This window comes from Jhaorihella thermophila (assembly GCF_900108275.1).
GTDB classification, from domain to species: Bacteria; Pseudomonadota; Alphaproteobacteria; order Rhodobacterales; family Rhodobacteraceae; genus Jhaorihella; species Jhaorihella thermophila.
Genome location: NZ_FNVD01000046.1, coordinates 1 through 6,213 on the forward strand (window position 1 = coordinate 1; position 6,213 = coordinate 6,213).

Annotated in this window: 9 protein-coding genes; 3 read left to right on the forward strand and 6 right to left on the reverse strand. The window is 67.5% G+C overall.

Annotated elements, in window-relative coordinates:
* From C4S70_RS18100 to C4S70_RS18115, 4 genes are all read right to left on the reverse strand, one after another.
* The coding region (locus C4S70_RS18100) for a phage portal protein (protein WP_104009483.1) at positions 1-1,322 on the reverse strand (1,322 nt) is incomplete at its 3' end.
* A complete protein-coding gene (locus tag C4S70_RS18105) occupies positions 1,322-1,531 on the reverse strand; it encodes a phage head-tail joining protein (RefSeq protein ID WP_104009484.1) in 210 nt (69 codons plus the stop codon). The genes C4S70_RS18100 and C4S70_RS18105, both read right to left, overlap by 1 nt.
* Positions 1,531-3,522, reverse strand: coding sequence for a phage terminase large subunit family protein (locus C4S70_RS18110; RefSeq protein WP_104009485.1), 1,992 nt, complete (start codon positions 3,520-3,522; stop codon positions 1,531-1,533). Before C4S70_RS18110 ends, C4S70_RS18105 begins: the two co-directional genes overlap by 1 nt.
* Positions 3,470-4,030, reverse strand: a complete 561-nt coding sequence (locus C4S70_RS18115; RefSeq protein ID WP_104009486.1) for a hypothetical protein — start codon at positions 4,028-4,030, stop codon at positions 3,470-3,472. Before C4S70_RS18115 ends, C4S70_RS18110 begins: the two co-directional genes overlap by 53 nt.
* A gap of 110 nt (positions 4,031-4,140) precedes the next feature.
* Between C4S70_RS18115 and C4S70_RS18750 the strand changes: the two genes are divergently transcribed.
* The 3 genes from C4S70_RS18750 (at position 4,141) to C4S70_RS18125 (ending at position 5,223) form a co-directional block, all read left to right on the forward strand.
* Positions 4,141-4,323 carry a hypothetical protein gene (locus tag C4S70_RS18750; protein WP_160114913.1) on the forward strand — a complete coding sequence of 61 codons (183 nt, stop codon included), beginning with the start codon at positions 4,141-4,143 and terminating at the stop codon, positions 4,321-4,323.
* Positions 4,324-4,334: 11 nt separating this feature from the next.
* Positions 4,335-4,604: a hypothetical protein gene (locus C4S70_RS18120; protein ID WP_104009487.1), complete on the forward strand. Its 270-nt coding sequence runs from the start codon at positions 4,335-4,337 to the stop codon at positions 4,602-4,604.
* A gap of 94 nt (positions 4,605-4,698) precedes the next feature.
* Entirely contained in the window at positions 4,699-5,223 is a 525-nt protein-coding gene (locus tag C4S70_RS18125) for a DUF3489 domain-containing protein (protein ID WP_104009488.1), read from the forward strand.
* Between the two features lie 52 nt (positions 5,224-5,275).
* On the opposite strand, the gene C4S70_RS18130 is transcribed toward C4S70_RS18125, so the two are convergent.
* Together C4S70_RS18130 and C4S70_RS18755 are read right to left on the reverse strand one after the other, a co-directional pair.
* Complete coding sequence (locus tag C4S70_RS18130) at positions 5,276-5,500, reverse strand: DUF7220 family protein (protein ID WP_104009489.1); 225 nt, start codon at positions 5,498-5,500, stop codon at positions 5,276-5,278.
* On the reverse strand, positions 5,497-6,213 hold a 717-nt coding region (locus tag C4S70_RS18755), incomplete at its 5' end, for a hypothetical protein (RefSeq protein WP_200822816.1). The genes C4S70_RS18755 and C4S70_RS18130, both read right to left, overlap by 4 nt.

Consider the following 6,213-nt stretch of genomic DNA (forward strand, 5'->3'; position numbering starts at 1 on the left):
TCGGCCAGCGTCATCGTGCCCGAGCGGATCGACAGGAGGTTCGCCATCGCGTCCTTCTGCGGATCGACCGCCTCGAACTTCGGCGGCGACCATTCCACGGGCACCTCCGGTGTCGGGATGCGCCCCGCCGCCCATGCGGCCTCCGTGAACCAGCGCCAGACCGGCGCGCAGAGCATCGGGATGAACAGCTGCCATTGCACCGCGTCGATCATCCGGCGGAACTCCACGAGCCCCGCGCGGGTCGAGGAGTAATTGACTTGGCTGAGATCGCCGGTCAGCAACTCGTAGGGCACCCGGAACCCGGCCGAGATCGTGTGCAGGCTGGCCCGCTTGTATTCGCCATAGCCGCCAGTGGCGGCCGGCTGGTTGAAGCGGATGTCCTTGCCGCCGCGGGCATAGGCGATGAGGCCGGGTTCGAACTGCTCGACCCGGTTGCCATCGGCATCGACCACCGTAGGCGCGATGCCCTGCTGGGCTTCGTCATCGCCGAAGACGATGGCGGTGACGCAGGCCTCGGTCTTCTTGCGCACGATCTCGGCCACCTCGTAGTCGTCGAGATCGCGCAAAGATCGGATCACCGGCGCGCCCCAGGGAACGCCGCGCGCCTGTGTGCGCTGCTTCTCGTAGACATGGGCAATGTCCGTGGCCGGGACCGGGAGGCTGTTGGCACCGGCTCGCAGGGCGCCATGGGCATCGCCGGGATGCTCGGCATGCAGCCAATAAGCCCGGCGCTTGCCGATCGCGTCGAACTCGATTCCTTGGACGAGCCGACCTGTTCCGAGCGCGCCAGATTTCGTCGAGTCGAGGAAGTCGGCCTCCAGCACCTGCAATTGCAGCGGCACCGGCAGCCCGTCCGAGGATCGACGCATGCGTCGGCGCACCAGCACTTCGCCCGCCTCGACCATCTCGCGGCAGATCAGCGTCTGCAGCCCGTAGAAGTCGAGCTGGCCATCGGCATCAGCCGCCTCGGACCACCGTGCGAAGAGCGTGTCCACCGTGCGGTCCAGCTTGTCATCGCCGCTGGCGGCGCGCGGCATGATCCCGGCACCGACGATGTTGTTGACCAGCACGGCCACGGCCTTGGCGGCATGCGGATTGTTGCGCACGAGATCCCGCATGCGGTCGCGCAAGAGAGCCCCGGCGATGCCGATCTCGGTGTCGGCGGAACTGCCCGGCGCGCGCCAACCCTCGGTGCGCCGCCCACGCGCGGCGCCGTCATAGCCCCGCGCCAGGGTTTCAAACGCCTGCCGCGCCAGCACACGCCGGGCTGCCGCGCGGGGTGCCACCGTGGCTATCGCGCGGTCGAACCAGTTGGCTGGCATCAGCGATCTCCGCGCGAGAAGCCTGCGAGTCCAGCGACCGGCAGTGGCCGGGTCGTGCCTGCGATGGCCCGCTCGATGGTGCGGATGCGGGCCAGCAGATCCTCGGCTGAGCCGTAGTCGATGGATTTGCCGTCATAGCTGACCCGCGTCGTGCCGCTGGCATAGGCCCGGCGCAGCGCCGACAATTCGGTTTCCGTCCAATCCGCCATTAGAACCATCCCCCACGCCGCCCAAGCCAGTCGGAGCGGCGTTTGCCCTGCGATGCCCGCGCCTGCCTGTTGATCTGCCCCGCGGGATCCGCGGAAGGATCAGCGACGCCGAGCTGATCCTCGAGGTCGCACCATTTCTCGTCGGTCCAGCGGTCCGCGCCCGCGATCCAGGCGGCGGCGCGGGCATAGACCCGACAATCCAGCGCCTCGTTGCGTTCCCGCAGCTTCTGCCATTCCAGCCGGGCGAAGCCGCGTTTGGTGCGCACGGTGACCAGTTGCTCGGCGACGAACTGCTTCAGCCATTCGTTTTCGACCCAATGCGGCAGATGCACCGTGCCAGGCGAGAACGCCGCGCCGTCAGCCCGTTCCTCCTCGGTCGGCCGTTCGAGCCTCAGGAAGCGATAGGTCTCTGCCTTGAAGGTCGACACCGCCACGGTCCAGAGCCGCGCGCCCCGCCGCAGGCGTTTGCCGCCCTCGGTCGCGTCCACGTAAGTCGGGCCCGACACCGGGCTGGCGCGATTGAACCCTTCGACGCCCTTGACGGGCGCGACTTGCGTGAACCCCTGCGCCCGCGCCCAACCGTAGACCGCCGGGGCCTCGTAGCCCGTGTCGATGGCGAGCCGCGCGATCTTCAAATGCGCGCCCCGCTCATGCGACCAGGTGCGGCCGAGCAATTCAGTGAGGTCACACCAAGCGTCCTGCCGGTCGGGTCCGCCCTCGATCACGACGTGATCGACCAGCCAGCTTTCGAGCCCGCGGCCCCAGGCCCAGACATCGACCTCGATCCGGTCCTTCTGCACATCCGCCCCGGCCGTCAGGAACAACCCGCCCGCGGGAACGATGCCCGGCTTCCAGCGCTCGCGCCTGTCGTAAAGCCGCTGCCAGTCGGGCGCCTCGCCAGTCTCGACCCATGTCTCGCCAAGGATCGTGTTGTGAAACGCCTTGATCGCCTCATCAGACCCTTGGGCCGCCTCCCAGGCCCGCACGATCCGCTCCCAGTTCAGCCAGCCGATGGGCGAATAGAGCGCCGAGAGGTGGTAGCCGACGGTATTGGGATCGGCCGCCTCGGCCGTCGGGCGCCATTCGCCAGCCTGCAACATCGCCGTCTTGTGGTGTTCGGCGATGGGCACCTCGCAGCCTTCGCAATAATATTCCGCCGTTTCCGGCTGCCCCTTCTGCCAGCGCAGCCGGTCGAATTTCAGCCATTGCATCTGGCCGCAATGCGGACACGGCACGAAAAACCGGCGCTGCTCGCTGGCCTCGAACTCCCGCTCGATGCGGGAGAGCCCCCGGATGGTCGGGGTCGAGACAAGGAACACCTTGCGCCGATGGGCGAATGTCAGCGACCGGGCCTCGGCCAGCGTGACCGGATCGCCTTCCTCGTCGGCGGACGCCGGATAGGCGTCGACCTCGTCGAGGAAGATGTAGCGCGCCGGAGTGGACCGCAGCCCGACCGCCGAGTTCGCCCCGGTCATGATCAGGATGCCGCCCGCGAATTCCTTCGACAGCATGGTGTTGCCCGCGTCACGCGAGCGTGCCGGTTTGACCCGTTCGCGCAACTCCGGGCTTTCGTCGATCAGCGGGTCGATTCGCGGGCGCGAGTTGCGCTTGGCCAGTTCCACAGTCGGCTGGACGGCGAGCATCGGGCCAGGCGCCTGGTGGATCGCGAAGCCGATCCAGTTGTTTCCAGCTTCCGTCGCCCCAACCTGTGCGGCCTTCATGAACACGATCCGCTGTGTCGGATCGCCGGGTGACAGCCGATCCATGATCTCGCCCATGTAGGGCGTGCGGGCCGTGCGATATCGCCCCGGTTCGGCCGAGGCGCGACCGGAGAGCATCCGGTGCCGATCCGCCCATTCCGAAACGGTCAGGTCCGGGTCCGGCTTGAGGCCTTCACCCCAGGCACGCAGGATTACCGCCGCGCCCTCAAACGCATCCTCACCGGAGATCGGGTTTGACCTCGGAAAGCTCGTCGAGCTGGGCACGGACATGTTTCTCCAGAACTTTCTGCATCCTGGCGGGCTCAACACCGAGGTCTGCCGCCATCAACGCCGCGGCACGCGCAGGCCAGTTGACCCAGACATCGCGCTCCTGCCGTGCCAGCCGGAAAACCAGCGACAATGCGCGGGCCCGGTCGATCAATTCGCCTTTCAGCTTTTGCAGCCGGAGGCGCCGCTCCTGCGCCTTCAGCACTTCGTTCGCCGTCTTGGCCTGCAGAAAGGTGGTGCCGCTGCCGACCGGCGGCGCGGCCATCCCCTGTTCCTTGAGCGTCTCGCCAACGGCGGACACCGCTGCTTCCGGAACGGGCGTCAGCTTCGGCTGTGGAGGTTTCCGTGTCTTCGAAGGATCGGTCGCCTGCGCGCGCAGGGCATCGCTGGCCTCCGCGTCGATACTGCCATCTTCGTGCAGAACGAGCCGTCCCGTCGCCTTCGCCTTCTGAATCGCGCCGCGCGACAGGCCAACACGGGCGGCATACTGGCGCTCGCTCAAGCCTTCCATGGCACGCTCCGATTATCATGCAAAATCATGTGCTTATGGTGTTGATAAGCCTCCCGACCAGAGCGAACCTGTCATCACAAGGACGATGCAACTCAGCTACGGAGCCCCCCATGACCCTCGCCGAACGCTACAACGCCGAAGCCCGCCGCTTGCTGCCGCACATGGCCGATGACCTCGCGGTCGACCCTGCCATCGAACGCGCCAGCGAGATCGACGAGATCGTCTTCCGCCGCAGCGAGTTTCTCGGCGGCATGGCCAGCGCCATCCTCGCCATGATCGAGCGGACAAAGTGAGGAGAACACAAATGACCCGCCGGAACCCCCAGACCACACCCCGACACGAACTCCGCGCCGACAAGGCCCGGCGCAACAGAGAAGCCGCACTTGCCGCCTTCATTGGCAAAAAGGCCGAAATCGACGAGATGCTCGCCCGCCTTCAGGCGCTCAGCGACGACCACTTCAACGCCCATCCCGACGAGGTGAACTGGGGCCACGTCGGCACCCTCGAACACTACGCCAGCCTCCTGAAGCGCATCACCGACAGCGCCTTCCGCGAAGGCGAATACGCCGAGTGATTTCCTCCCTTGCCCGAACTTCGGCCCGCCCGCTGGCGGGCTTGGGGTCATGGAAGGGCCGCGATGGTCGTGGCCCCGATGAAGGAGACCCCGGATGACCAAACTTTCCGACACCCAGCTCGTGATCCTCTCGGCCGCCGCACAACGCGCGGACCGCAACCTCCTGCCGCTGCCCGGCAGCTTGCGCGGAGGCGCCGCGCGGAAAGTGATAGGCGCTCTGCTGAAGCGCGGGCTCATCGCCGAGACGGTGACGGACCAGCTTGCGAAGGCCGATCCCGCGCTCAACCGGATCTGGCGCAACGACGAGGACGGCTGCGCCATTCTCCTGCACATCACGGACGCGGGGCTCGCGGCCATCGGCATCGAGCCGGAGCGACCGGACAGCAAGCCGGCACCCAAGACTCGCGAAACGCGCACCGGCACGAAGCAGGCGAGGTTGATCGAGATGCTGCGCGCCGAGGGCGGCGCCACCATCGACGAGATCGCCGCCGCCCTCGAGTGGAGGCCGCACACCGTGAGGGGTGCGATGGCCGGCGCGCTCAAAAAGAAGCTCGGCCTGACGATCACCTCTGACAAGACCGAGGGGCGCGGCAGGGCCTACATGATCGTCGAGGACTGACGCCGGACAACAACGGTCCCGATGCCGCCGTCCCGAATGGGGCGGCGGTTCCTCATTGTCGTCCGTGCGTCCGGATCGCCTCGAACAGACGCCGCAGCGCATAGCCCCGCACCAGCGAAACACCGACGAAGGCGAGGCCGATGGTCAGATGCTCAGCCAGCCCCGTCTCGATCCCGAACCACGGGAACACGACGATCTGGGTGGCGATGGCCAGAACGTAGCCGACGACGACATTCGTTGCCGCCTCGACCATCGACATGATCCGGCTCTGCTTCATCGCAGGCTCTCCAGAAACGCCGTCACGAATTCCGCCGCGAGCGGCGGCACGATCGCATTGCCGTAGCCCCGCAAAAGCCCCATGCGGCCGGGTATCCCCTCAGCCAGCGGGAATGTTCCGGGTTCAACGGGCCGCCAGCGGCCATCGCGGCAGAGGAGCCAGTCCGGATCTCGCCAAACGCCGTCCGTCGCGCAGGTCCCGGCGGGGTCGGCGCCTTCGACCAGTCCACCAGCTTCACCGTCCTGCGGCTCGCATCCGTGTTGCCGGCGGCGTTGTACGCTGCCGTCGAAGGCGAGCCCGCCATCGCCGTCGGCCAGCCCGCGAGCCAGACCTGCCGGCCCAGCAGCGCATTGATCGGGACGGACCGGCATTCCGATCCGTCCTTGTGATCCCGCGCCGAGGCTGTCGCCCAGCCCGCCCGGTTCCAGAGCGACGGCGCCGAAGAACAGCCGCTGGCGGATGTGCGGAGCGCGTTCTCGGGGGAAACGGTCCACTGGACCGTTTCCTGTTCCCTCGAACCCCGCAGCCGGCAGATCGGCCGCCGCGACGGCGTAAGATGCCGCTTCCAGGTCAGCCGCCAGAGCGTCGAACCACGCCCAGCCAGCCGCGCCCTCAGTCGCTGTTCGAGCCGTGCCGCCAACCTTTCCGAGCACTGCCGCGCTCGCGACCTGCTCGCCGAAGACGAGCTTCGGTCGGCAGGCGGCGACGAGCCG

Excerpts from the sequence above, each read along its gene's own strand:
- C4S70_RS18750 (WP_160114913.1), top strand. The coding sequence starts at position 4,141 with ATGACCCTCGCCGAACGCTACAACGCCGAAGCCCGCCGCTTGCTGCCG.
- C4S70_RS18105 (WP_104009484.1), bottom strand. The coding sequence starts at position 1,531 with ATGGCGGATTGGACGGAAACCGAATTGTCGGCGCTGCGCCGGGCCTAT.
- C4S70_RS18125 (WP_104009488.1), top strand. The coding sequence starts at position 4,699 with ATGACCAAACTTTCCGACACCCAGCTCGTGATCCTCTCGGCCGCCGCA.
- C4S70_RS18110 (WP_104009485.1), bottom strand. The coding sequence starts at position 3,522 with ATGTCCGTGCCCAGCTCGACGAGCTTTCCGAGGTCAAACCCGATCTCC.
- C4S70_RS18130 (WP_104009489.1), bottom strand. The coding sequence starts at position 5,500 with ATGAAGCAGAGCCGGATCATGTCGATGGTCGAGGCGGCAACGAATGTC.
- C4S70_RS18120 (WP_104009487.1), top strand. The coding sequence starts at position 4,335 with ATGACCCGCCGGAACCCCCAGACCACACCCCGACACGAACTCCGCGCC.
- C4S70_RS18115 (WP_104009486.1), bottom strand. The coding sequence starts at position 4,030 with ATGGAAGGCTTGAGCGAGCGCCAGTATGCCGCCCGTGTTGGCCTGTCG.